17 protein-coding genes are annotated in these 21,470 nt (G+C 61.3%); 6 read left to right on the top strand and 11 right to left on the bottom strand.

Features of this window, described 5'->3' with window-relative positions:
• Nucleotides 1–7: 7 nt before the first annotated feature.
• The 7 genes from ABD842_RS07970 to pseC all read right to left on the bottom strand — a co-directional run bounded on the left by ABD842_RS07970 (nt 8) and on the right by pseC (nt 7,353).
• Entirely contained in the window at nt 8–1,381 is a 1,374-nt protein-coding gene (locus ABD842_RS07970; protein WP_345112385.1) for a DUF7033 domain-containing protein, read from the bottom strand.
• A 69-nt stretch (nt 1,382–1,450) separates the two neighbouring features.
• Nucleotides 1,451–2,746: a glycosyltransferase family protein gene (locus tag ABD842_RS07965; protein WP_345112384.1), complete on the bottom strand. Its 1,296-nt coding sequence runs from the start codon at nt 2,744–2,746 to the stop codon at nt 1,451–1,453.
• A 3-nt stretch (nt 2,747–2,749) separates the two neighbouring features.
• Nucleotides 2,750–3,793 carry a pseudaminic acid synthase gene (gene pseI, locus ABD842_RS07960; protein ID WP_345112383.1) on the bottom strand — a complete coding sequence of 348 codons (1,044 nt, stop codon included), beginning with the start codon at nt 3,791–3,793 and terminating at the stop codon, nt 2,750–2,752.
• Nucleotides 3,794–3,805: 12 nt separating this feature from the next.
• Nucleotides 3,806–4,378: a GNAT family N-acetyltransferase gene (locus ABD842_RS07955; RefSeq protein ID WP_345112381.1), complete on the bottom strand. Its 573-nt coding sequence runs from the start codon at nt 4,376–4,378 to the stop codon at nt 3,806–3,808.
• Between the two features lie 31 nt (nt 4,379–4,409).
• The gene (gene pseG / locus ABD842_RS07950) at nt 4,410–5,417 is read right to left on the bottom strand and encodes a UDP-2,4-diacetamido-2,4,6-trideoxy-beta-L-altropyranose hydrolase (protein ID WP_345112380.1); all 1,008 of its coding nucleotides are present in this window, start codon (nt 5,415–5,417) and stop codon (nt 4,410–4,412) included.
• Nucleotides 5,418–5,455: 38 nt separating this feature from the next.
• A complete protein-coding gene (locus ABD842_RS07945) occupies nt 5,456–6,193 on the bottom strand; it encodes a cytidylyltransferase domain-containing protein (RefSeq protein WP_345112378.1) in 738 nt (245 codons plus the stop codon).
• Nucleotides 6,190–7,353 carry a UDP-4-amino-4,6-dideoxy-N-acetyl-beta-L-altrosamine transaminase gene (pseC, locus tag ABD842_RS07940; protein WP_345112376.1) on the bottom strand — a complete coding sequence of 388 codons (1,164 nt, stop codon included), beginning with the start codon at nt 7,351–7,353 and terminating at the stop codon, nt 6,190–6,192. The genes ABD842_RS07945 and pseC overlap by 4 nt, the downstream gene beginning before the upstream one ends.
• 218 nt (nt 7,354–7,571) lie before the next feature.
• On the opposite strand from pseC, the gene ABD842_RS07935 reads away from it, so the two are divergent.
• Complete coding sequence (locus ABD842_RS07935) at nt 7,572–8,993, top strand: T9SS type A sorting domain-containing protein (protein ID WP_345112374.1); 1,422 nt, start codon at nt 7,572–7,574, stop codon at nt 8,991–8,993.
• A 1,422-nt stretch (nt 8,994–10,415) separates the two neighbouring features.
• A complete protein-coding gene (locus ABD842_RS07930; protein ID WP_345112373.1) occupies nt 10,416–12,110 on the top strand; it encodes a hypothetical protein in 1,695 nt (564 codons plus the stop codon).
• 69 nt (nt 12,111–12,179) lie between these two features.
• Here ABD842_RS07930 and pseB read toward each other — a convergent pair whose 3' ends face one another.
• A complete protein-coding gene (gene pseB, locus ABD842_RS07925) occupies nt 12,180–13,199 on the bottom strand; it encodes a UDP-N-acetylglucosamine 4,6-dehydratase (inverting) (RefSeq protein ID WP_345112372.1) in 1,020 nt (339 codons plus the stop codon).
• Between the two features lie 178 nt (nt 13,200–13,377).
• Between pseB and ABD842_RS07920 the strand changes: the two genes are divergently transcribed.
• Nucleotides 13,378–14,469, top strand: coding sequence for a hypothetical protein (locus ABD842_RS07920; protein WP_345112371.1), 1,092 nt, complete (start codon nt 13,378–13,380; stop codon nt 14,467–14,469).
• Nucleotides 14,470–14,475: 6 nt separating this feature from the next.
• On the top strand, nt 14,476–15,228 hold the full coding sequence (locus ABD842_RS07915) for an SGNH/GDSL hydrolase family protein (RefSeq protein WP_345112369.1): 753 nt from the start codon (nt 14,476–14,478) through the stop codon (nt 15,226–15,228).
• 27 nt (nt 15,229–15,255) lie between these two features.
• On the opposite strand, the gene ABD842_RS07910 is transcribed toward ABD842_RS07915, so the two are convergent.
• Both ABD842_RS07910 and ABD842_RS07905 read right to left on the bottom strand, forming a co-directional pair.
• Entirely contained in the window at nt 15,256–15,534 is a 279-nt protein-coding gene (locus ABD842_RS07910; protein WP_345112367.1) for a hypothetical protein, read from the bottom strand.
• Nucleotides 15,535–15,581: 47 nt separating this feature from the next.
• Nucleotides 15,582–16,880: a glycosyltransferase family 4 protein gene (locus ABD842_RS07905; protein WP_345112365.1), complete on the bottom strand. Its 1,299-nt coding sequence runs from the start codon at nt 16,878–16,880 to the stop codon at nt 15,582–15,584.
• A 225-nt stretch (nt 16,881–17,105) separates the two neighbouring features.
• Here ABD842_RS07905 and ffh point away from each other — a divergent pair, with 225 nt between their 5' ends.
• Nucleotides 17,106–18,452, top strand: a complete 1,347-nt coding sequence (ffh, locus tag ABD842_RS07900) for a signal recognition particle protein (protein ID WP_345112363.1) — start codon at nt 17,106–17,108, stop codon at nt 18,450–18,452.
• Between the two features lie 149 nt (nt 18,453–18,601).
• On the opposite strand, the gene ABD842_RS07895 is transcribed toward ffh, so the two are convergent.
• Nucleotides 18,602–19,078 carry a nucleoside deaminase gene (locus ABD842_RS07895; protein WP_345112362.1) on the bottom strand — a complete coding sequence of 159 codons (477 nt, stop codon included), beginning with the start codon at nt 19,076–19,078 and terminating at the stop codon, nt 18,602–18,604.
• 204 nt (nt 19,079–19,282) lie between these two features.
• Here ABD842_RS07895 and ABD842_RS07890 point away from each other — a divergent pair, with 204 nt between their 5' ends.
• A complete protein-coding gene (locus ABD842_RS07890; RefSeq protein WP_345112360.1) occupies nt 19,283–21,145 on the top strand; it encodes a CHRD domain-containing protein in 1,863 nt (620 codons plus the stop codon).
• The last annotated feature ends 325 nt before the right edge of the window (nt 21,146–21,470 follow it).

Genomic DNA, 21,470 nt, shown 5'->3' with positions numbered 1-21,470 from the left:
ACTGGTTTCAGGACTGAGCGAACTGGGAACCGGCAACTGGCAACCGGCAACAAATGTCCCGACCGTTGACGAAGGCTGTTTTGCGGCTGCGAAGGTAGTCCATGAGGACGTGGAACTGCTGCGGGCCGTTGTGAAGGTTGGCCGGGTCGAAGTTCTCGTTGTGCCAGAGTACCGTGCACACGCCCCCGAACCGCTCGATTTCCCCGAACATCGGCGTGAGGGCCGGCAGAATTTCGGTGGGGGTCAGCTGCAGGTAGTTAGGATGGTAAAGCGTGGCGTCCATCACGTTGAGCGGGATTTCGAGGAAATCAGTGACCCGATTCTGCGTGAAGTCGAACGGGTGAAACGGATGACAGTAGGAGTTACGGAAGCCGAAATGCTCGGCAAAGCCCAGGGTGGTGTCGTATTGGAGGCCTGCCGCGGCAAGAGCAGATGGCGTAAGGCGCGGCTCCCAGCTCAGGTAGTGAAACCGGTTGCCAAGGGCCCCAACGGGAAGCTGCTGCGCTTCCTGCCGCAAGTCGTTAGCTCGCCGGGCAGTACCCAAGCTTCCGTGGACACCTATTTCCGCCCCGTCCGCCGCTAACTTTTCTATCCGGACTTTTAAGTCAGGGGTCAGCCGGTAGTCGGCATTGGGCGTGCCGTTGGTGGGCTGATGATTGAGGAGGAAGAAGAACGTACTTTTCGCGCCGTATTCCGCCACTATCTGCTGCACCAGCGCCAGGTTGTCCCAGGCGTCGGAGCGGGTGCAGTGCTGCCACAGCTGCCGACCGAAACCCGGCGCGTCGAGTCGCTTTAAGGCCCGTTTGGCGGGCGCTTTCCAGGCGCTGTACAGGTTGTCGATATCGTGGGTGATGAAGGCCGCAAAAGGGGCATCAGCCGCCCAGCGGCGCAGTTGACACGGTTGGCCGCTGACGTGCTCCACGGCCGTTTTCAGCAGGTCGAAATAGTAGTTGACCACGGGCACCGCCACGAAGCCGTAGCGGTGCTGCACGCTGGCCGCGAAGGGAAAGCGGCCGTGCCGGTCCCGCTCGTCGCAGTGGTATTCCTGCCAGCCGCTGAGCAGGTAGAAAGCTGCGGAAATGATATCGGCGTGGATGTGGGCGCGGCCATCGGGCAATAGCTCCAGCAGCGGCTGGTCGGCGGCCGGGCCGAAGAAGAAGGGAATTGGGTGGCCCAGCCAGTCCCGCCAGACCGGCTCGGGCGGGTAAAGGTTGATCTGGCTGAAAAACTGCCCGGCAGCTTCCGCTACCTGAATCTGCGCGTCCCGGTAGCCTATCGAAACAGTGGGCACGTCGGCGTAGGCCTGACGGAAATGCCGGAGCACGTAGGTCAGTCGGGTTTCGGCGGTAACGGGCGCGGTGGCGGACAGGGGCGGCAGCATGGTGCAAAGTAAGGTTCTGGCGCCGGTTGCGTTCCGGCGATGGTTCCCGCAGAGGACGCAGAGTTGTTCCTACGGAGTGGGGTTCAACCATTCGTCCAGCAACCGTAATGCCCGCTGCTGGCTGTGGCCTTCGTCGGGGGTGCCGAGCGTAGCGTTGTAGTAGGCGGCGCGGCGGTAGTGCTCCGCGGGCTTGTGGTGCTGGTACTGGCGCAGCAGGGCCGTTAGCCCGGGCAGGGAGTGGGCGCGGTCCACGAGGCCGTGGGCCGCGTAGCCGTAGTAGTCGTCGGCAATGCCGTGGGTGCCGAAGCGGTAGTAGAGGCTGACTACGTTCAGCAGGGTGGCCTCAAGGTGGGTGCTGGTGTCGGCAGCAATCAGGGCGTCCTGCTGGCCCAGAAACTCGAATACGTTTTGCTGCCGGGCATCGGAAACCAGCAACTGCGGATGGTGTTGGCGCAGAAAGCGGAAGTCGCGCCGGTCGCCGGGGTGGGGGCGGAAGGTGAAGGTGAGGTCGGGAAAATCCCGGAACAGGTGGTCTACGACGGCGGCAATGGCAGCGGTGGCATCGAGCGAGTTGCACGCTATTCCCACGCGCTGCACGGTGGGATTCAGGTTCTTTTTGGCCAGAAAAGCATCGGCTTTGGGCATGCCCACCAGCTCCACCCGGCCGGGTACGGGGCCGCACTGCCGGTACTTGTCCAGCGCGTCCTGGCCTTCGAGCAGGCTCAGATCGAAGCCCAGCGGCGGAAAGTTGGTGCTCACGCTGGCGTGCTGCACGTAGGCCGTGGGCACCCCGCAGGCCCGGGCGGCCAGCAGCAGGGCCCGGCTGTCGTCGTTGTGGTCGTTGGCGAAGATGATGGCCCGGGGCCGGTAGTGGCGCAGGGCCCGCCCGTACACCTCGTAGTAGCCGACGGCGTTGAAAATCAGGTCGAAAAACCGCCAGGCCCGCCGGCCCTCGGTGTGCAGCAAGCCCAGCAGTACCAACGGAAACTGCCAGTAGTATAATAGCTTGCGCCGCAGCGAAAGTCGGTTGACGGCCGCGTTGTAGCGCCCGATTTCCTTGCTTTGCCCCGCCACCAGCACGCTGTCGGCCCGGGCCGTGCGGATGAACTGCAGCGCCTCGTAGTTATTCTGGCTCACCACGTACAGCCACACCGCGCCCCGCAGTGGCTCGGGGTTGCGGATGGGCCGGAACACGTTGCCAACGAGCCGCAGGGCCGCGTAGCCGACAACTTTGGCGAGCCGGCGCAGGGGGCTGGTGGGTGAAATAGGACTCAGTACCGGCTCGGGCAACGAGAAAAACAGGTCAGTGAACCGCAGTTGGAGCTGGTTGCGGATGCGGGCCACGAAGACAGCTTCAGAGCTCATTGGCTACAGGGCATCCCAGGTCAGCGGCTTGCCGGCGCTCAAGCTTTGGCGGGCAGGCTTGCCGAGGAGCTGATCGAAATAGCGGGGAGGCAACCCGTCGCCGGGGCGCACTACCCGCAGGTTTTCTTTGGTGAAGAGCTGACCAGCCGCAATATCCTGAGCTACATACAATGAGCGTTTATAGAGGCGGCTGTTTTCTTCGGCTCGCTGAACGCCATACTGGATCTGCCCCAAGGCCTGCCAGGCCCGCTCGGTTTCGGCCACGAGAGAAGCTACCTCTGCTGGCTCCAAGGAAAAGGCAGAATCCACCCCGCCATCGGCGCGACGAAGTGTTACGTGCTTTTCTATCACGCTTGCGCCCAGTGCCACAGCCGCTACGGCCACTCCCACGCCCATGGTATGGTCGGAGAGGCCAATAACGCAATCTGCATAAAGCTGCACCAAATGGGGAATAGTGCGCAGATTCGTGTTTTGGGGCGTAGCAGGGTAGGTGCTGGTGCATTTGAGCAGAGTCAGATCGTGGCAGCCCGCCTCGCGCAGAATTGCTACGCCCTCCGCCACTTCGGCCAGCGTACTGGCACCAGTACTCATGATGACGGGTTTGCCGGTGGCCGCCACCCGCCGCAGCAGGGGCCAGTCGGTATTCTCAAACGACGCAATCTTGTAGGCCGGCACGTCCAGCGTTTCCAGAAAATCCACTGCTGATTCATCGAATGGCGAACTGAAAGCAAGCATGCCGTGCGCTTTGGCGCGCTCGAACAGCGGCTTATGCCACTCCCAGGGCGTGTGGGCCTCTTGGTACAGATCGTGTAGCTCACGGCCATACCAGAGAGAGTTAGGATCTTCAATGCGGTGCACACCGGGCAGCGTCATGGTGTCGGCCGTGTAAGTCTGCAGCTTAATGGCGTGCGCACCGGCAGCGGCCATGGCATCGACAATGGCCAAACCGCGACTCAAGTCCTGGTTGTGGTTGCCACTAAGCTCAGCAATGATAAAAGGGGGCTGGTCGGGGCCGACAAGGCGGCCGCCAATGGAGTGAGTAGCCATGAAAAAGAAAACTTAAGCGCGCTCAGGAAAGAATGCTGGGTTGAAACAGGCTACCAGAATCCGGTCCACGGGCTGGTTATCGACCAGGTAATGCCCTTTCAGCCGGCCTTCCTCCACCCAGCCAGCGCGGGTGTAGGCTTTAAAGGAACTCTGGTTGGTTTCGAACATCCCACCGAACAGCTTACGAATACCAAACTCCTCGAAGGCAATGGCATTGCCCAGTCGAATGGCGTCAATAGCCAGCCCTTGGCCATGAAAGCGCCGGTCCCCGATGAGCACGACCAGATCAGAAATTTTGTGGTCATGGTTGATGGGGCCCAACTTGATGGTACCAATGCACGCATTCGTTTCCCGACCAATAATGGCGAAAACGTAGGAAGTGCCCGCCTGGATGCCCTGGTTGATGTTCTGCAGCAGCGATTCGCGGGAGTGAGTCTGGCGGGAATTGGTGTAGAAACGCATTAGTTCGTCATCCTGAAACCAGCTCAGGAACGAAGCATCGATATCGGAGGGCTTGAGGCTGCGCAGCACTAGCCGCGCGGAGGCGTAGGCTTTGCTGAGCGGAACCAGATCTGTTTCTTCCATACCGGTAAAGATAACCGAGTCTCAGGCATAATCAGCCCTGGCGCAGCAATGCAAACTCCGCTTGCAGCTTCTGGGGCATTAACTGCTGCACGTAGGGCTGGCGGGGTTCGTGGGCCAGCGCCTGCAGGCCCCGGGTCAGCGCTTCCTGAAGGGCCGCGTCGGAAAGGGCAGTGAAGCTGCCAAGTGAATGCGCTTGCTGGTGTTGATGCACGTAGTTCGCCAAGGGCTGCTGGTTTAGGGCATAATAGCCGGTGAGGGCAGCCTTGCCCAAGACCAAACTCTCAATCAAGATGGTGCTGGCGGGGCAAATGATGGCATCGTACTGCTGCAAGAGCGTCACCATTTCGCTGGCCGAAGCACTCTGGTAAAACCGGCGCTGCGTGGTCGAAGCCGCCACCAATTGCTGCAGGGAGTCGGCGTGCTCATTCGCGCTACCGGTCAGTACCCCTACTTCCCGCAGGGCTGGCAGCGCCAGCAGAATCGTCAGGCAGCGGCGGGTAAGCTGCAGCGGATCGGCGCCACCAAAGCAGAGCAGTACTCGCTCAATGGCGGCAGGTTGCTCAGGCAGGCGGAAGTTGGCTAGAAACGGCGGCCGCAGCAACGAATATTCCGGCCCCAGGCAGAAGCGGGTAGTGGCAGCGACCTGGTACATCGACGAGGTGATACCGGGCGAGTGGTTGATGATAAGGTCAACGGCCATGGGCCAAGCCCGTAGATCGTCGATGGCCGCCAGCTGGCAGCCGCTGGCAGCCAATGTTTGCTGGTAGCTGGTAGCAAAGCTATAGCCATCCAGAACTACCACATCCGTAGGCAGGAGCAGGGGCCGCAGATAGTCAGCCTCCGCAGTCGGAGTCTGTGCCGGTAGCTCCCACAGCTTTACCCGCGCGTGCTGAACCAGCTTGCGTACGGCGGCCGACGGTTCCTGAATAGCCATCCAGCATTCGCCCACCGAGTGTACAATTTCGGCCAGTGCCAGCGAGCGTATCACGTGGCCTAACCCGATGGTTGCATTGCCGTCGGCCCGGAAGAGTATGCGCATGCAGTGGTTAGGATAACAGGCGAATGAGTGACTAGCCTTTACGTTGTAAAATCATACTTTTTCTGCTCGGTGGCGGCATTTATGGCTACCAACTCGGGGTGTTGCTCCAGTAGCCTGATCAACTCATCCGTCGCTAGGGTATCGGCGTGATATTGCTCTAGCAGCACTTTCAGCAAGGCAAAATCCTCGACCGTATCCAGCGTAACGCGGTAGAGGCTGGCATCTGCGGCCCGCACGACCTGCTCAATCTCAACCAAGCCGGAGCGGTTCTGGTGGATGTAGGGGGTAACGTGTTCCCGGTCGGAGGCACTACGCGCGTGGTGCTGCGCCTCAGCCAGGAGCTGGAAAGAAAATACTTCAAAATCGAGCCCGCGGGGGTAAGTGCGCTGGATTCCATTGGAAATATACTGCTGCGGATTGGCCGCCGTCACATACTGGTCGACCGCCGAGCGAATGAGAGACCCATCAATAAGGGGGCAGTCGGAGGTAACACGCACGATGGTGTCGAGCTGGAACTGCACGGCAGTTTCGTAATAGCGGCTTAGGACATCCTCCCCGTCTCCGCGGTAGCAGGCTACGCCAAGCTGAGTGGCGGCTTGCTCAATGGCATCATCCTCAGGCAAGCGGGTGGTAGCAATAACCACTGGCAGGCCGCTGGCCCGTAGCCGCCTGATATGGTATTCGAGCATGCTGATACCGCGGGCCGTCCGCAATACTTTGCCCGGCAGGCGGGTGCTGCCCATACGGGCCTGCGTGATGATACCAACCTTGCTCATGCTACGAATTCCAGAATGCAGTCGATAACGTACTGCTGCTCGTCGTCCGTGAGAGCCGGAAACATCGGAATGCTCAGGCAATGGTCGTAGTAAGCCTCGGCATGGGGAAAGTCGCCCTGTTGCCAGCCTAACTGCTGATAGTAAGGCATGGTATGCACCGGAATATAGTGTACTTGGGCAAAAATCTGCCGAGTACGCAGGAAGTCGTACAGACCTTTGCGGTCTTCTACCTGGAGCACGTACAGGTGATAGGCATTGCCCGGCGTGGTGGCTAGCAGGCGTATGGCCGCCACTTTGGCAAAGGCTTGGTCGTAACGGGCCGCGAGCTGCCGGCGGCGGGCCAGCCCGGCCTCGGCGCGCCCGAGCTGGCTGATACCCAGGGCCGTCAGGATATCAGAAATACGGTAGTTATAGCCCAGTGTCTGCATTTCCATGTACCAGCCACCGTCGTGGCGGTGCATCTTAGCCGGGTCCTTCGTGATCCCGTGGGAGCGGAGCAGCAGCAATTTTTCGTAGAGGTCGGGCCGGTTGGTGGTAATCATGCCGCCTTCACCGGTGGCAATATGTTTGACGGGGTGGAAGGAGAAGATGGCCAGATCTGCCAGCTGCCCGTTGCCGCACCGTTGCCGCTGCCCGGTACTATCCTGAAAAAAGCCGCCCGGGGAATGACAGGCGTCCTCGATAATCCAGAGCCCGAACTCGTCCGCTAGCTTGCGCGCTTCCTCCAGGTCGACCGGCAGGCCGGCAAAATCAACGGGAATCAGCCCGTGGAAGTAGCCTTTGGGGTGGCTTTCCAGCAGCTTGCGCACCAGCCGCAGATCGATTAGGGCAGTGGCCGGATCAATATCGGCAAAGTGCACTTCGCCGCCGCAATACCGCACGCAGTTGGCGGAAGCAGCAAAGGTGATAGGTGTGGTAATAACGCGCTGGCCAGGCTGTACTCCCAGGGCCAGGGCGCACAGGTGCAGCGCGGCAGTGCCGTTGCTGACGGCTACGGCGTGTTGCGCCCCGATATAGGCGGCAAATTTCTCTTCAAACTCCAAGACCTTGGGACCCTGAGTCAGGAAATCGGAGCGTAGCGTTTCCGCGACTACCTGAATATCCTCATCAGTAATGTGCTGACGGCCATATGGAATAGGGTGAGCGGGTTGAAAAGGCATTCACAGACCTGAAGAAATGAAAGAAAGGGTGCTGGGGCAACGCTGGTAAAATACCTGTATTGACCGCGCAAATATAGTGGCCGCGGCTCCTGCACCACGCAGAAACCAAGCAGCTAAACAACCGCAGAATCTTTTAAATGGTTACTTTTGCTCTAGTAGCTGCCAAGTTGCCCTATCTCCTCTGCTTATTCTAAACGTTTACCTTTCAGTCATTTAGTATGAAAAACCTGTTTACTGGCCTAACAACTCTCTTTTTTCTGGTATCCAGCCCCTTGTACGCGCAGCGGGAAAACCAAAACTGGTTCTTTGGCAACAACGCCGCGCTGAGCTTTGCCGGCAGCACACCCGCTCCGCTAACTGGTAGCAGCATGGTTACCTACGAAGCGGCTGCCTCAGTTTCGGACCCAACCGGCACCACTTTGTTCTACACCAACAGTGACAAAGTGTGGAATCGGAACCACCAGCTGATGACTAATGGGCAAGGTATAGGCGGGCAGGAAACCGCCACCCAGGGAGCAGTCATCGTGCGCCATCCGGGCAATGCTTCACACTACTTCCTGTTTGCTGTGGATGGGTGCGACAACCAGCTGCTGGGCGGACTTAAGTATTCGCTGATTGACATGACGCAGCAAGGTGGGCTGGGTAGCGTAGTTTCAAAGGCTAATCAGCTTTCCACCGTATCACTAACGGAGAAGCTGACCGCCGTACGCCATGCTAATGGTACCGACACCTGGATTATCGTTCATGGCTGGCAGACCAACGCCTTCTTCTCTTACCTTCTTTCCGCCACCGGGATTAGCTCTACTCCGGTTGTAACCAACATTGGCTCCATTCATAGCGGTGGAGGAGGTGCCCTGGGCAATGCAAATGCGGTGGGCTACATGAAAGCTTCGCCAGATGGCAGCAAACTGGCCCTAGCCCAGCGCGACGGTCGCTTCGAGCTTTTTAGTTTCAACACGGCCACTGGCCAGCTTTCAAACAACGTTGCTCTGATTCAGGATTATCGAAGCTATGGTGTGGAGTTTTCCCCGGATGGGTCACGCCTGTATGGTACCACGCTGGATGGCAACTCAATTTACCAGTTCAACCTGTTGGCGGGCTCCGCTTCAGCCATTGTAGCGTCGGCCACGAGGGTGGGAGGGACAACAAACCCTATCAATTACGCTGGCGCGTTGCAGCTAGGACCAGACGGCAAAATTTACCTGGCTGTATACAACAGCTCCACGTTGGGAATAATCAATGCCCCCAACGCCTTGGGTTCGGCTTGTGCTTACAGTAATGCGGGGCCTAGTCTGGGGGGCAAATTAAGCCAACTGGGTTTGCCTAACTTTCCCAATGCATTTGTCTCCATTGTATCGGCTGCCAATTCGTCTGTTGCGCTAAACCAGCAGGCTGAGTTGTACCCTAACCCCGCGCAATTCCAGACTACTCTTGTTTTGCCGGATGCCATGATTCGGCAGAATGTGACGGTAACGCTAACTGATGCCCTGGGGAAAAAGGTTGTGGACTACACCTTGCGAGCCTCTCAGAATGATAAAAAAGCTCTGACCATACCTGTTTCCGGGTTAGCCAAAGGGCTCTACACAGTGCGCATCAGCGGGACCATGGGCGTGGTCATGAAGCAACTGGTTGTCGAATAACAACTCCTGGTTCATAAAAGCGAAGGCTTCGTAGCAATACGAGGCCTTTTTTTATGGTTGCCACAAGGTGGAACAGCGCGCTACTACACTTGCGTGGCAAGCTGTGGAAAGATAGTAATCAATGACATGGATTAATATGATATTCATTGTAGTTGGCAAAGCCCCTGGATTACCCTTAAATTTGGACGGGCAACTGCCGCTACGCCAGGTGGTAGTTAAGTGATTAGAGAAAGAAGGCTTATGAAGCAATGGTTTACTCTGTGCTGCTGCTTGCTCTCTTTCACGGCTTTCGCTCAGCGTGAGAGCCAAAACTGGTACTTCGGGACCGGCGCCGGCGTGAGCTTCGCAGGTGGTACGCCTCGGGCTATACTCGGAGGTGCCAGAGTAGGATACGAGGCCGCTGCTACAGTTTCTGACGCGGCGGGCAACTTGCAATTCTACACCAACAGCGTTGACGTCTGGAACCGGGACCATCAGGTGATGGTGAACGGTCACAACCTCGGTGGCCACGAGTCCACCACGCAGGGCGTTGTCGTTGTGCCGCATCCCGGTAAGGCCGGACAGTACTTTTTGTTTATTGTAGATGGCTGCGATAATAAACTGGCCGGCGGCTTAAAGTACGCCCTCATTGACCTGACCCGGCAGAATAACTTAGGGGAAGTAGTTTCCCGGGATAATCAGTTGTCAGCCGTTTCCCTGACGGAAAAAGTAACGGCTGTGCGGCATGCCAATGGTTATGACTTTTGGGTGATAGTACATGGGTGGGAAACCAATACCTTCTATTCATATCTGGTGTCGGGGGCTGGGGTTGCCACCAATCCAGTTGTAACGAATATCGGTTCGGTACACAAAGGCGGTAGCGGGGCCTTTTTCAATGCCAATGCCGTCGGATACATGAAGGCCTCAGCCGATGGCAGTAGACTGGCAGTAGCCAAGCGGGACAGTAACTTTGAACTCTTCGACTTTGATATTGCTACCGGGGAATTTTCGCACTATGTAGCCCTGCCGCAGTTTTATCGTAGCTACGGCGTTGAATTTTCGCCTGATGGCTCCCGGCTGTATGGTACTACTCTGAATGGTAATAATATATACCAGTTTAACCTGTTGGCCGGGTCAGATGCTGCCATTGCCGCCTCGGCTACTGTAGTGGGAACCAGCCCTAAGAATGCCTACATGGGGGCATTGCAGACTGGTCCTGATGGTAAAATATATGCTGCTCTCTTTAACCACGATTTTTTAGGAGCTATTGACGCCCCCAATGCCCTGGGTCAGGCCTGCTTATATCATAACTACGGCGTTAATTTAGGTGCTAGCATCTGCCAACTGGGGCTACCTAACTTTCCGAACGCATTTCCTGTCAACGAATGGCGAGGCATCGTAAACACTGCCTACACGGAAGCCGGTAACTGGAGCAAAAAGACGGTGCCCGCCGCCAATGATGATGTATTCATTCCGGCCGGGGCCGCCCGGATGCCCGTCCTCACGGCCGCTGCCGCCGCCCGCAAGTTTACCGTGGAAGCCGGCGCCACGATGACCGACAACGGGGCGCTGACAGTGCTGGGCGACTTGATAAACCACGGAACATTCGGCGGTACGGGTACTCTGCGCAGCTCCGGGGCCGGCCCGCACCGGGTGGGCGGCACGCTGCTTCGCATCGGGAGCCTCACGGCCGGCCCCGCCGCCACCATCCGGCTGACCGGCCCCGTACAGGTGCAGCACGTGTTGCGGCTCGATGGCAACCTAACCACCGACGGCCACGCCCTCACGCTGCTCGCCGACGCCGATGGTACCGCCATGGTGGTCAATGGGGCGGGCACGGCAACGGGCGCCGTGACGGTGCAGCGCTACCAGCCGGCGGGCCGCACCGGCCGCGTCCACGTAGCCACGCCGGTGCAGCAACCCACGGTAGGCGGCCTGGGTACGCCGGACGCTGCGCCCGAACCAGAACCCGCTACTACCCGGACCACCGTGGCTGCTTACCGCAGCGCCGCTGATTTCAAGGCGGGCTGGAGCCTGCCGGCTGCAACGGCTACTCCGCTGGTAAGTGGTGTGGGCTATGCCGCGCCGGGGGCACCCCCCACACTGACTTTCACCGGCGAGCTGGGCAATGGACCTTACCTGGCCGGGGGGCTTGCCCGCAGCGCGGCCACGCCCTCGGGGTGGTGGCTGCTGGGCAACCCGTATCCGGCGCCCCTGGCCTGGGACCAGACGCTGCCCGGGGCTACGGGCCTCGATGCCGCCCTGTATACCCTGCAATCGGCCGGGCGCTATGAGGGCACGTACGCCAGCTTTGTGCGGGGCGTAAGCGTAAATGGGGGCTCGAACATCATTCCGCTGGGCCAGGCATTCTTCGTGCGCAACAGCCGGCCCGGAACCACGGCCAGCCTGCGCTTTACCAATGCCGCCCGCCTGAGCACCTACTCCAGTCCGCCAGCCCAGGCCGCCCCCGAAGCCCGGACGCTGCTCACGCTGGAAGTGCAGGGCAGCGGCGGGGCCAGTCAGGTGGCGGTCTACTTCGAAGCCGGCGCCACCCGCCGCTTCGACTCCGCCTTCGATGCCTACCAGCTCCCGGGCCAGGATGTTGCGCAGCTGGCGGTGGCCGGGGGCGCTGAGCCGCTGGCCGTGCAGGCGCTGCCCTTGCTGACAGCGCAGGACGAACCCGTGCCGCTGCTGGTGCTGGTGCCGCGGGCCGGCCGCTACACGCTGCGGGCTACGCAGCTGCTCCACCTGCCCGCGGGCACCATCGCCTACCTGCTGGATGCCGAAACCGGCGCCCGCATCAACCTGGAGCAGCAGCCGGCCTACTCTTTTTCGGCCCCGGCCCGGCCCCTGGGCCCGCGCTTCTCGCTGCTGTTTACTGCCCCGCGCCCGCTGGCCGACCTATCCAACGCCCAGGCTCCGGGGTTTGCGGATCCGGCCGCGCTGGTGAAGAAGGCCGTGGGCGTGGAGTTCTACAACTTCCTGGACGAAACCGTGCGCCACTACACCCTGTCGCCCCAGGCTACGGCGGCGCTGGAGCTGTCGTTGGCCGGCCTGATCGAAGGCATCTACGTGGTGCAGATGCTGAGTACGCTGGGCAGAATGAACCAGCGCCGCCGCCTGCGGTACTCTGCCTAAGGCCCTGTCAACCTGAAAAAAGCCTTCCGCACCGTGCGGAAGGCTTTTTTCAGGTTGACAGGGCGGCGGCTAAACCTTAAACTCGGCATCCACGTGCAGGCGGATTTCCTCCCGGATCTGCTCGGCCGACAGCCACTCATCGTTGTTGGCTGAGTTGTAGTGGAAGCCGTCGGCGACACGCTTGCCGTTGAAGTGCTTGATGAAGTCCTCCACGTTCCAGCGCGAGGTGAAGGGCAGAATCACGTAGTATTTGCTCAGCTCCACCGTGCTCAGCGCGTCGGTTTCGGTTATCATTTCCTCGTGCAGCTTTTCGCCGGGTCGGATGCCCACGATTTCCTGCCGGCAGTGGGGGCCGATGGCTTCGGCTACCTCGGTGATTTTGTAGGATGGAATCTTGGGCACGAAAATCTCGCCACCCCAGGCGTGCTCCAGCGCGTAGAGCACCAAATCCACGCCTTCCTCGAGCGAGATGTTGAAGCGCGTCATGTCGGGGTGGGTGATGGGCAGCACCCCGGAATGGCGGCGCTGCAGGAAAAACGGCACCACCGAGCCCCGGGAACCAATTACGTTGCCGTAGCGGACCACCGAAAAGCGCAGGTCGCGGCCGCCCTTCATGTTGTTGGCGGCCACAAACAGCTTATCCGAGCACAGCTTGGTGGCCCCGTAGAGGTTGATAGGCGCCGCGGCCTTGTCGGTGCTCAGGGCCACCACGTCCTTCACGCCGCAGTCCAGGGCCGCGTTGATGACGTTTTCGGCCCCGAAGATGTTGGTTTTGATGCACTCCATCGGGTTGTACTCGGCCGCCGGCACCTGCTTGAGGGCCGCCGCGTGCACAATGACGTCGATTCCTTCGCAGGCGCGCTTGAGCCGCTCGCCGTCGCGCACGTCGCCGAGGAAGTAACGGATGGCGGGAAACTTGCTGTGGGGAAATATCTGCGACATTTCGTACTGCTTCAGCTCGTCGCGGGAGAAGACCACGAGGCGCTTCACGTCGGGGTATTTCTCGAACACGGTGGCGACGAACTGCTTGCCAAAGGAGCCGGTACCACCGGTTACCAGAATGGATTTGTGATTTAAGTCGAGGGCCATAGAGGAATGAATGCCGTTGCCAGTCGGGCTGGCAAAGCGCAAAAGTAGGCATTCCGGGTTGAGCTTCCGTACTTTTGTGCGTGGTTGGTTCTTAGCCGGCTGGTTTTTGGTTTTTGGCCGGCTAAGCCAATTCCTTTGCCCTAACTAATGAAAGCCGGCCCGCTGTTCAGGGCAACCGATGAGCGAAAAACCACCAACGAAAAACGAAAAACCATCCTCCGAGCCCGTTAAGGTCGTTATCTGGGACCTGGACGATACCTTCTGGCAAGGCACGCTCTCGGAAGGCGCCGTGGCAGCGGTGGCGGCGAACCTGGCCCTGGTGCGCGACACCGCCGCCCGGGGCATCGTGCACACCATCGTCTCGAAGAACGATTTTGCCGCCGCCGAGGCCCAGCTCACGGCGCTGGGCATCCGGGAGCTGTTCGTGTTTCCCCAGATCAGCTGGCAGCCCAAGGGGCCCATCATCCGGGAGCTGCTGGAGAAGATGCAGCTGCGGGCGCCCAACGCCCTGTTTCTCGACGACAACCCCATCAACCGGGCCGAAGCCCGGTTCTACAACCCCGGCCTGCAGGTAGCCGACCCCGCCGAGCTGCCCGCGCTGGCGCCGCTGCTGCGCGCCAGCGGCAAGCCCGACCCGCAGCTTGGCCGCCTGGAACAGTACAAGCTGCTCGAACGGCAGCAGCAGGCCCGCTCCACCTATCAGGACAACCGGGCTTTTCTGCGCGACGCCCAGGTGCGCATCGAGTTTCGGGAAGGCGCGGCCGTGGTGCCCGACCTGGACCGTATCGAGGAGCTTATCAACCGCTCCAATCAGCTCAACTTCACCAAGCAGCGCGTAACCAAAGCCGGGCTGGCCGCGGCCCTGGCCGACGACACCCAGCGCTGGGGCACCGTGCGGGTGCACGACCGGTTCGGCAACTACGGCCTGGTGGGCGTGTACGGCATCAGCAGGCCCGAAAACCGGCTGGTGCAGCTCGTCTTCTCCTGCCGCATTCTGCACCTGGGCGTCGAGCAGTTTACCTATGCCTGGCTGGGCTTTCCGGCCCTGGAGGTGCAGGGCGAAGTAGCCACCGCGCTGAACGCCACCGACCAGCCCGACTGGATAGCGGTAGCCGCGGCGGACCCCACGACGGCGGACCCCGCCGCGCCGGTGGCCGGCCGGCTGCGGGTGCTGCTCAAGGGTGGCTGCGACCTGGGCCAGCTGACGCCGTTTCTGCAGGCTTTTCAGCTGGAGGTGGCCGAGGAGTTCAACTTCGTGAATGAAAACTAGATTCCGGTGCACGTCGAGCATACGGCGCTGCTGCGCCAGGGCCGGGAGCTGCCGGCCACCGAGCAGCAGCGCCTGGCCGGGCAGCTGCCGTTTCTGGGCCGCGAAGCTTTCGACACCAGGCTCTGGGGCCACGACTTTGATGCATTGGTATACAGCCCCCTGATGGACTACACCCAGGAGCTGTACCGCGAAAAAGCGACCGGCGTCGAAATTCCCTTCGGCGGCTACCAGGATTTGACCGCCGTGGAGCCCGGGGCCCAGGCCGCCCGCTACGCCCAGCGCCGTTTTCGCGGCATGGACGAGGCCTTTCTGCGCCGGTTTCAGCGCGAATTCACCTGTGAGGGCCAGATTACGCCGGCCCGCTTCCGGGAAAACCTGCGCTGGCTGCGCGCCCAGGTGCCGGCCCCGGTGCCCATCTTCTTCCTCAACGGAGCCGAAATTGACGTGCCCGGCGCCGGCGAAACCGGTGCCGCCCAGCGCCAGGCCGCAATGAACCAGGCCCTGGCGGAGTTTGTGGCCGAAGCCGAAAACTGCTTTGTCATCGACGTGCGCGACTTTGTGCGCACCCCGGCCGACGTGACCAACAACCTGCGCCACTACCAGCGCCCCCACTACCGCACCCTGGCCCAGCGGGTGGCCGCGGCCCTCAGTGCCTGGCAGGGCCGCCAGCTGCCCCGCTCCGCCTGGGCCGACTTCCGCGCCCAGCTGGCCAGCCGCGTGCCCGGCAAGCTGCGCGGGGTGTGGCAGAAGCTGCGCTAGGCCGGCCGCCGCCGCCTCGGATAAAATTCAGAGGAGCAGCCGGATGAAGTTTAAGGCCCCCACCGTGATTTTTATCCGACTGGTCATAAATTTTATGACCAGTCGGATAAAAATCACCCAGCCGGTCATGAATTTCACGGGAGGTCGGGTGAATTTCATCCGAGCGAAGATGAAATTCACCCGGCCTCCCGTGAAATTCACCCGGTGCCGCATAAATTTCATCCGGCCTCGCATGATTTTCATAGGAGCTCCCGTGAAAATCATGGCGCCTGCCTTGAAATTCACCCGCCCGGCCGTTAATTTCATCCGGGCGCGGATGAATTTTGTCCGCCGCCGCCTGATTGAGCCGTGGGCTAGGCGCGCTGGATCAGCCGTGCCAGCTTTTCGGTGAGGGCGCGGCGGGAGTAGCGGGAGTGGTTCAGGGCCGGCAAATCCAGGTTCGGGTTCAGGCGCCAGGCCGCTACCTGGGCTTCGAGGTAGTCGAGCATGTCGCCGTAGGCCACGTAGGCAAAGGCGTGGCCGGCGCCGCACTCTTCCAGCAGCGTGTCGGCATCGGAGCCCACCGGACCCACGCAGATGATGGGCTTGTTGGCCGCCAGGTACTCGAATACTTTGCCGGGCAGAATACCGAAGTTGTGGTCGACGTCGGGAATGGCCATCAGCAGCACCGTGGAGCGCAGCAGGTAGCCCACCGACGCCTCGTGGGGCACGAAGGCAATAAACTCGGTGCGGGCGCTGAGCTCGTGGTCCTCAACCAAGGTCTGCACGCCCCGGGATACCTGGCCCACGAAGCGCAGGCGCAGGTTCACGTCGGGATGGCGGCGGCAGCACTCCCCGCAGGCGGCCAGAAACAGCTCGATGTGGTAGATTTCGGAAATGGTGCCCGTGTGGGTTATCAGCAGCGCGTCGGTGGGCGGGGCCGAAGGCTCGCGGAAGTCGCTTTCGTCGTAGCCGTTGGGCAGCACGTGAAATTTGGCGTCGGTGAGCTTGGCCGACTTGCCCAGAAACAGGCGCTTGGTGTCGGGGCTGGTCACCAGCACCTCGTCGGCCTGCTCCAGCACCTGCCGCTCGTACCAGGCGTCGAGCCAGCGGGCGGGGGCCGTCTGGTTGAGCGCCTTGGCGTAGTAGATGTCGGTCCAGGGGTCGCGCATGTCGGCCAGCCAGCGCAGACCATAGCGCTTTTTAAGCTCCAGGCCAATGAGCTGGGTGGAATGGGGCGGGCTGCTGGTGAGCACGGCGTCGAAGGTTTCGCCGGCGGCAAACAGCTCGGCGCAGGCCCGCAGCACGTGGGCGTTCCAGCCCCGGCGCGGATCGGGGATAAACACGTTGCCGCGCACGAACTTGAAAAACCGCTGCTGGAAGCTGGTCTGGCTTTCGTTGGCGAAGCCGCCGTAGGGAATCTGCCGGCGGCCGGTGAGCTTCTTGTAGGAGCCGAAAGGCTCCGAAGTGCCCGTGCGAATCACCCGCACCGCGGCGGGCACCTCCGCCGCCAGCGACGCATCCAGCACCGGATACGCTCCCTGCTCGGGGTCGACGGTAATCACGGTGCACGCCACGCCGAAGGAGGGCAGGTGCTTCACAAATTTCAACGTCCGCTGCACGCCCGCGCCCCCGGAAGGCGGCCAATAATACGTAATGACGAGCAGGCGCATGAGAACTTGGGGACAGATTAAGACCGTTTGGCGGCGCGAAGGTAAGCAGGTATCGGCTTTCGCGGTTTTCTGGCTAATTTTGGGAGCGAAAAGGCGGCATTTCGAGGATTCCGTCGGCAAGAACGGCCGGGTTGGCCGCCTTGCTACCCCCGCAACCAGCGGGCTGCCCGGGGCTGAACAGCCTTGGCGGCCCAATTCCCACGCAACCAAGCACTACCTCTACCGATGTTTGATAACCTCAGTACCAAGCTCGATAAAGCCTTCAAAACCCTCAAGGGCCAGGGCAGCATCACCGAAATCAACGTGGCGGCCACCATCAAGGAAATCCGCCGCGCCCTGGTGGATGCCGACGTGAACTACAAGGTGGCCAAGGAAGTCACCGACAAGATCAAGGACGAGGCCATGGGCCGCGACGTGCTGACGACCGTGTCGCCGGGGCAGCTGATGACCAAAATCGTGTACGACGAGCTGACCCAGCTCATGGGCGGCACCAAGGAGGACGTGGTGCTCAAGGGCGACCCGGCCATCATTCTGCTCTCGGGCCTGCAGGGCTCGGGCAAAACGACTTTCGCCGGCAAGCTGGCCACGTTCATCAAAAAGCAGAACCGCACGGTGCTGCTCGTCGCCTGCGACATCTACCGGCCCGCCGCCATCGACCAGCTAAAAGTACTGGGCGAGCAGGTGGGCGTGGAGGTGTACTCGGAGCCGGAGAACAAGAACCCGGTCGAGATTTCGCAGAATGCCATTGCCTACGCCAGGAAAAACAACAAGAAGGTCGTCATCATCGACACCGCCGGCCGCCTGGCCGTCGATGAGCAGATGATGAAGGAGATTGAGGCCGTGAAGCGGGCCATCAACCCGTCGGAAACCCTGTTCGTGGTGGACGCCATGACGGGCCAGGACGCGGTGAATACCGCCAAAACCTTCAACGACCGCCTCAACTTCGACGGCGTGGTGCTCACCAAGCTCGACGGCGACTCCCGCGGCGGCGCGGCCCTGAGCATCCGGGCCGTGGTTGAAAAGCCCATCAAATTCATCTCGACGGGCGAGAAGATGGAAGCCCTGGATATGTTCTATCCCGACCGGATGGCGCAGCGGATTCTGGGCATGGGCGACGTAATCTCGCTCGTGGAGCGCGCCCAGCAGCAGTTCGACGAGGACGAGGCCAAGCGCATCAACCAGAAGATCCGCAAAAACCAGTTCAACTTCGACGACTTCCTCTCCCAGCTCGAGCAGATCAAGAAGATGGGCAACCTGAAGGATCTGGTGGGCATGATTCCCGGCATGAGCAAGCAGATCAAGGACATCGACATCGACGACGACGCCTTCAAGCCGATTGAGTCCATCATCAAGAGCATGACCCCGCAGGAGCGGGCCTCGCCGGATGTTATCAACGGCTCCCGCCGCCGCCGTCTGGCCAAGGGCAGCGGCACCGACATTCAGCAGGTCAACAACCTGATGAAGCAGTTTGAGGACATGCGCAAGGTGATGCGCACGATGAACAAGATGAGCACCACCAAGGGCGGCATGGCCCAGATGGCCAAAATGATGGGCATGAAAGGCAAGATGTAGCAGAAGGCACCGCGCCGATTTCCGGATGATTTGTCTCCAAACAGCAAAGGCTACCCTCGTGGGGTAGCCTTTGCTGTTTGGGACAGGGGCGAGGTAGCCGATGCAGGTCAGGGCCGTTGAAAAGCCCCGCTAAAGCCGCAAAACTGCTGTTAATACTCGGTTTTGCCTTCCTTTTTCGTCCAGGCCTCGAAGCCGGCCAGGGCTTCGTCGCGCAGCAGCTCCTGCATCGGAATCTGGCGGGCGGGCAGGGGCTTGTCCAGCTCCTCGTAGATGAACTGGTCGTCGAAGCCGACGGCGGCCGCGTCGGCTTTGGTGTTGCCGTAGAACACGCGGCGCGGGCGGGCCCAGTAGATGGCGCCCAGGCACATGGGGCAGGGCTCGCAGGAGGTGTACAGGTCGCAGTCGTCGAGCTGAAACGTGCCCAGCGCCTGGCAGGCCTTGCGAATGGCATCGACTTCGGCGTGGCAGGTGGGGTCGTTGGTGCTGGTTACCTGGTTGAAACCCCGGGCAATGACGCGGCCGTCTTTGACCACCACGGCGCCGAAGGGGCCACCGTGGCCGGCCTGCATTTTCTCGATTGAAAGGCGAATGGCTTCGCGCATGAATTCGTCGCGGGGAGCTTCCATAGAAAGGTAAGTAGGGGTAAAGCCCGCAAGATACGCGGCCGGCCGGCCCGCCACCAAACGCGCCGACTGGCCCGAGTCCGGGGGGAGGCGCGGGCCGGCCGCTAATTGCCTGAGGGCAAGCAACCAAATGCGCCGCGGCTCCGAATATGAGGATGGCCGCGGTTGCCAACCGGGGACTTTTTGTTTCACCAAACTCCTGCTGTTATGCGCAAACAACTTACGCTAGTGCTGGCCTTGCTGCTGGCGCCCGGACTGGGATGGGCCGACCACCTGCGGCCCCACCTGCTGCTGTCGGCCAAGCTGGATGGGGCGCAGGAAGTGCCCGCCGTTGCTACCCCCGCGCAGGGCGTGGCCAGCTGCGTGCTGAATGCTACCCGCGACACGCTGTTTATTACCGCCACCTTCAGCGGCCTGAGCGGACCCATTACCAATGCCCACACCCACCTGGGCCGGCGCGGGGTGTCGGGCCCGGTCGTGACGGGCTTGCTGCAGTTTGTGCGCGGCAACCGCCTGCAGGGGTTCCTGACCGGCCCCGACCTCGACAACACCAAGCTGCGGCGCTTCATCCGCGGCGACTATTACCTCAACGTGCACACGGCCGCCAACCCCGGGGGGGAAATCCGCGGGCAGATTGAGATGGAGACGGAATACCTGTATGCCGGCACGCTCACCGGGGCCCAGGAAGTGCCCGTCGTCACGCCCGCCGGGCTGGGCGTGGGCAGCTTTGTGCTGGCCCAGGACAAGTCCCGCCTGAAGTTCCGCACCGTGCTCGACAACATGACCAGCGCCATTACGGCCACGCACTTCCACAACGGTGCCCCGGGCGCGGTGGGCCCCGTTATCCTGGACTTGCAGCCGTATCTGGCGGGCAACGTCATCGAGGGCGAGGTGCCCGTCACGCCGGCTTTTCTGGCGGCGCTGGAAGCGGGCAACATCTACATCAACGTGTACACCGTCAATAATCCCGGCGGCGAGATAAGGGGGCAGCTGGTAAGCCGGGCCCGCGTGGTAGCCCACGATGCCCGCCTCGACGGGGCGCAGATGGTGCCTGCCGTTACAACCACGGCCAAAGCCGTGGCGCTGGGCGAGCTGAATCCGGCCCTCGATACGCTGCGCCTCACCGTGTCCTTTACCGGCCTGAGTGGTCCGCCCACCAGTCTGGACCTGTACCTGGCCGATGCCGGCCAGTCGAATACCGGGGCCACCCGCCTGAGTCGGGTAGGGCTGACCACGCTGACGAGCAAAGCCTTTTCCGTCACTTTCCCCGGGTTGAATCCGGCCACTGCCAACGCGTTTCTGGCGGGGCAGGTAAATCTGGTGCTGAATACGGCGGCCAACCCCGAGGGCGAAATCCGCGGGCAGGTGTACCGCGTAGCCCGCGAAGGCTACACCTTTGCCCTGAGTGGCGTGCAGGAGCAGCCCGCGCCCAGCAGCAGCGCCGGCCTGGCCTCGGGCCTGGTCAGCATCGACCGGGACCAGAACAACGCCCACTTTATGCTGGTGTGGGGCGGCCTGACGGGCGTGCCCACCGGCGGTCATTTCCATACCGGCCTGCGCAATCAGGTCGGGCCGGTGGTGTTCAACCTCGTGCCTTTCTTCGACAATGCCGGCACGCCCACGGCGGCCTACGGCTACTGGCGCGCCGACAACGCCGCACAGCCCTTCACGGTGCGCCGCTCCCTGCAGTTCCGCAAGGATAGTATGTACGTGAACCTGCACACGGCGCAGTTTCCGGGCGGCGAAATCCGCGGGCAGGTATTTCGCGGGGCCCGCAATCTGCGCGTTGTGCTGAGTACCACGGCGGCGGCGCTGGCGGCCGAAACCTTTGCCAGCTACCCCAATCCTTTCCGGACCGCAGTGACGCTGACGTTCGAAGCCCGCACGGCCGGCCCCGGCACGGTGCAAGTGGCTGACCTGCTGGGACGAACTGTGGCTATGCAGGTAGTGCAGATCCGGGCCGGAAGCAATGTGCAGCCGCTGGCTCTGCCCCAGCTAACTCCGGGCCTGTACCTGGTAACGGTAGAAGCGGCAGGCTCCCGGCTGATGACCCGCCTGGTGAAGGAGTAGCCTCTGCTGCGCTGGAAAAATAAAGTTTGACTGGCCAGACGAATGACTAAATTCTGGCACAGACCTTGTTATGATTCCGCTTGAAAGAATAGTTTTTTAGGTGTTTTGGTTGTGGAAAAGGGGACGTCGATTCGGCGTCCTTTTTTTATGCCTGACAAGCACCAGCTCACGGTAGCCGCTTCGGAGCCTCCTGCCAACAGGTGGCACGGCCGGTAAAGCGCTAGCCTTTGGGCAACGCTTAGCGGTACCGGTAAGGCGGGTAACGACGGCGGGGTTGCGCGAACGGCGCATTTCCAGCGGCAGCACCACGCTGCTGCCGCGCCTG

Origin of the sequence: Hymenobacter algoricola, from assembly GCF_039539525.1 — a bacterium.
GTDB lineage: Bacteria > Bacteroidota > Bacteroidia > Cytophagales > Hymenobacteraceae > Hymenobacter > Hymenobacter algoricola.
Note: the sequence above shows the minus strand (reverse complement) of the source record. Positions and strands in the feature narration are given on the sequence as shown.

Bases quoted from the DNA above. Each gene is read 5' to 3' on its own strand.
- ABD842_RS07970 (WP_345112385.1), bottom strand. From the start codon at position 1,381: ATGCTGCCGCCCCTGTCCGCCACCGCGCCCGTTACCGCCGAAACCCGA.
- ABD842_RS07965 (WP_345112384.1), bottom strand. From the start codon at position 2,746: ATGAGCTCTGAAGCTGTCTTCGTGGCCCGCATCCGCAACCAGCTCCAA.
- pseI (WP_345112383.1), bottom strand. From the start codon at position 3,793: ATGGCTACTCACTCCATTGGCGGCCGCCTTGTCGGCCCCGACCAGCCC.
- ABD842_RS07955 (WP_345112381.1), bottom strand. From the start codon at position 4,378: ATGGAAGAAACAGATCTGGTTCCGCTCAGCAAAGCCTACGCCTCCGCG.
- pseG (WP_345112380.1), bottom strand. From the start codon at position 5,417: ATGCGCATACTCTTCCGGGCCGACGGCAATGCAACCATCGGGTTAGGC.
- ABD842_RS07945 (WP_345112378.1), bottom strand. From the start codon at position 6,193: ATGAGCAAGGTTGGTATCATCACGCAGGCCCGTATGGGCAGCACCCGC.
- pseC (WP_345112376.1), bottom strand. From the start codon at position 7,353: ATGCCTTTTCAACCCGCTCACCCTATTCCATATGGCCGTCAGCACATT.
- ABD842_RS07935 (WP_345112374.1), top strand. From the start codon at position 7,572: ATGAAAAACCTGTTTACTGGCCTAACAACTCTCTTTTTTCTGGTATCC.
- pseB (WP_345112372.1), bottom strand. From the start codon at position 13,199: ATGGCCCTCGACTTAAATCACAAATCCATTCTGGTAACCGGTGGTACC.
- ABD842_RS07920 (WP_345112371.1), top strand. From the start codon at position 13,378: ATGAGCGAAAAACCACCAACGAAAAACGAAAAACCATCCTCCGAGCCC.
- ABD842_RS07910 (WP_345112367.1), bottom strand. From the start codon at position 15,534: ATGAAATTAACGGCCGGGCGGGTGAATTTCAAGGCAGGCGCCATGATT.
- ABD842_RS07905 (WP_345112365.1), bottom strand. From the start codon at position 16,880: ATGCGCCTGCTCGTCATTACGTATTATTGGCCGCCTTCCGGGGGCGCG.
- ffh (WP_345112363.1), top strand. From the start codon at position 17,106: ATGTTTGATAACCTCAGTACCAAGCTCGATAAAGCCTTCAAAACCCTC.
- ABD842_RS07895 (WP_345112362.1), bottom strand. From the start codon at position 19,078: ATGGAAGCTCCCCGCGACGAATTCATGCGCGAAGCCATTCGCCTTTCA.
- ABD842_RS07890 (WP_345112360.1), top strand. From the start codon at position 19,283: ATGCGCAAACAACTTACGCTAGTGCTGGCCTTGCTGCTGGCGCCCGGA.